Below are 2,990 nucleotides of genomic sequence, written 5' to 3'. Positions count from 1 at the left end.
CTTATGTGGGTGATCGGTGTCAAGCGGTGGCGTGATCGAGGTCTTCGAGTAGGTGGGTGTAGATCTCGGTGCGGCGGGTTTGTCCTTTGGCGCAGGCGTCGTTTCGTTGGGCGATGAGGGTGGGCCGGTGCTGGTTGGTGGTGAAGAACATGGGGCAGGTTTCGCAGATCGTTTCGTAGCGGCAGTCGAGCTCGACGGGGCGGCGGCAGTAGCCGTTGCCCAGCAGGCGTTTGTCGACTTCGGCGTGCAGGGCGGTCATGGCTGGACCGGCGGCCTCGGCGGGCAGGACGGGGATGGCGGGCTCGGTGGCTTGGTAGAGGGCTTCGATCTTGTTGGTGACCTGAAAGTACTGGTCGGCGACGGTGCGGTCACCGATGCGGGCGTAGACCATCGTCATCGACAAGTCGGCGTGGCCGAGCAGCGCGGCGATCGCTTCGAGGCTCATGCCTCGGTTGATGGCTTGGGTGGCGAGGGTGTGTCGCAGCTGGTGGGGGTGGACGTGGCCGATACCGGCGGCGGTGGCGGCTTTCTGGACGGCTTTGTCGACGCGGGTTGGTGGGATGGGTCGTCCGCGTTCGAGCAGGAGCAGGTCGCTGGCCTGCCAAGACGGGCGGTGGGCGATCCAGGTGTCGATGAGGGTCTTGAGGGCCGGGTCGAGGGGGATGTAGCGATCGGTGTGGAGTTTCCCGACCGGGGTGCGAAGCCAGTAGCCGGTGCCGATCTGGACGACGGCGTTGATGCGCAGGCCGAGTAGTTCGCCGCGGCGCATGCCGGTGCGGGCCAGGATCTGGATCATCAACCGGTCGAGTTCGTCGGGTAGCTGGGCTGCGGCGGCCATGAACGCGGTAGCGCGGGCATCGTCGAGGAACTTCGGCAGGGGCTTGTCCAAGCGTGGACGGTCTTCCCGGAAGACCAGGGCGCGGGTGGGGGCATCGGGGTAGTCCCATTCGGTGATGCGGGTGAAGAAGGTGTGCAGGTGACCCATCCGCATGCCCAGCGTGGTCTTCGACAACCCGTGCTGGCCGCGGTAGCCGGGTCGTTGGTCGAGCCAGTCCCGGTAGCCCTCGATGTGGCAGCGGTGCAGGTCGGCGATGCGAGCGGCATCGGGGTGGTGGGCGATGAGGTATCCGGCGAACTGCCGCAGGGTGGTCTCGAACAGCGTCACTGATGAGGGCCGTAGTGAGGCGTGGCATTGCTGCAGGTAGCGGCGCATCGTGGCCGCCATCACGGGAACATGGGTGGTGATCTGTTCCCAGTCGACCTCGGCGGCGCTGCGCGCCGCCCATGGCCGGCGGATGGCTGGTTGGGGTGCTTGCCCGCGGTGGAACATCACCGCGTCGAGGCCGAACAGCGGCGTCGACAACCATCGGGGCGGCGCGCTCGCTCGGGAGGCCATCACGCCATCGAAGTAGCTGGTGCGCGCCTGCTGGTAGGTCTGTGTGGCCAGGGCATCAGGGCTGGTGCCGGCGATCGCGCAGATGCGCGCCAGGTGGGACCACATGCGTCGGCTCTGTTTCGTGGTGAAGCCCAGCTCGAGCGCTTGGGTGGCGAACCTGTCGCGCTGCTCGGGGTAGGCGTCAGCGATGTAGATGCCCCAGTGACAGCATGACTGGGAGACGAAGTCCGGGGTGACCGGCAGGCTGGTGGCGATGGCAGCATTCGCTGCGAATGACATCACCTCGGTGCGGACCTGGCGGCGTTGCTCGACACTGGCGTGGTTCCAGCCGTCGAGATCACCGAACAGCCGTCCGAAGCGCTGTGCCGCCAAGCGCCGGCCCTTCGCCGACGCTGAACTGGAAGCAGCCGCAACATAGGAGGCCGTCACCTCATCGAGAGCCGCACTGGTGCTGACAGGGGCAACAGCAGTCATGGGCGTGGCCCTTCGACGATGGGTGGGTAGATGTCGGCCAGGTCGTGCATGGCGTCGCGGTACTGGTCAGCGAGCCAGTCGTTGGACAAGTGCAGGTAGATGCGAGTGGTCTCCAGGTTGGCGTGGCCGGCCTGGGCCTGGATCGCCTCCAAGGCCATGCCCGCCTCCCGTAGCCGGGTGAAGCATGTGTGACGCAGCTCATGGCAGGTCGCGTGGCGTAGTCCCGCCCGTTGACGGGCCCCAGCAAGGACTTCATCCAGCCCTGCTGCGCTCAACGGCATGCCGCGGCGGGGCCCCTTCACCACCACGAACACCAGCCCGGTGTCACAGCCCGGTGGCCGTTCGGTGGTCAAGTAGGCGGCCAGGTGGGTGAAGAACGCATCAACGACAGGGACGATGCGTTCGTGGCCGCCCTTGCCCTGATGGACGAACACCCTGCCGTCGCCCAGCTGGATGTCTGTCAGACGCAGGCCCAGCACCTCACAGCGTCGCAGCCCGGCATGCAGCATCAGCGTGACCATCGCCCGGTCTCGCTCGGTGCGCAATGCGCCCATCAACGCGACCGCCTCACCCGGTGACAGCACCTGCGGCAGCCGTTTCGGAGCCCGGACCAGAGGCGAGCCCCGCAACGACCGTGACCGGGGCGTCATCGACCGTGGCACCGGCTGACGTTCACAGACACCGCGGGTGACCAGGTAGTCGAACAACGACGTGACCGTCGCCAGCCGGCGCTTGATGGTCGAAGCCGCCAGGCCTGGCTCGCCGTCGACCAGCCGGACCACGTTGCCGCCATGGCGAGGTTCACGCTGCTGTTCGATGAAGGCCAACACATCCGCCGTGTCGACCTCGACCGGGGGTTTGCCCACGACGGTGAAGAAGACCTTCAAGTCGAAGGCCTGAGCCAGCACCGAATTGCGCCGCAGGCGGGCCGCGGTGAACCGCAGATAATCGTCCACCCACGGCTCACCCAACCTGGGTGGCTGCCCCTCCACGAAAACCAGCTTCGGCACGAACCCATCCATGACCGGCCCCCAGCCGCTCGACGACACCACCATCGTCACCGCCGCGTCGCCGCGCTGTTCCACCGGGGTCAGGATCACCTACATATCAAGCCTTTCTT

At 66.7% G+C, this 2,990-nt stretch carries 2 protein-coding genes; both read right to left on the bottom strand.

The features are described from left to right. Positions 1 to 19: 19 nt before the first annotated feature. Entirely contained in the window at positions 20 to 1,870 is a 1,851-nt protein-coding gene (locus ACHFFZ_RS00010) for a tyrosine-type recombinase/integrase (protein ID WP_394274614.1), read from the bottom strand. Then, a complete protein-coding gene (locus tag ACHFFZ_RS00005) occupies positions 1,867 to 2,970 on the bottom strand; it encodes a tyrosine-type recombinase/integrase (protein WP_394274613.1) in 1,104 nt (367 codons plus the stop codon). The genes ACHFFZ_RS00010 and ACHFFZ_RS00005 overlap by 4 nt, the downstream gene beginning before the upstream one ends. Positions 2,971 to 2,990 lie beyond the last annotated feature (20 nt).

Source organism: Luteococcus sp., assembly GCF_043424415.1.
In the GTDB taxonomy this organism is placed as follows: domain Bacteria; phylum Actinomycetota; class Actinomycetes; order Propionibacteriales; family Propionibacteriaceae; genus Luteococcus.
The sequence above is the reverse complement of the archived record's forward strand: the minus strand, read 5'-3'. Positions and strand labels throughout refer to the sequence as shown.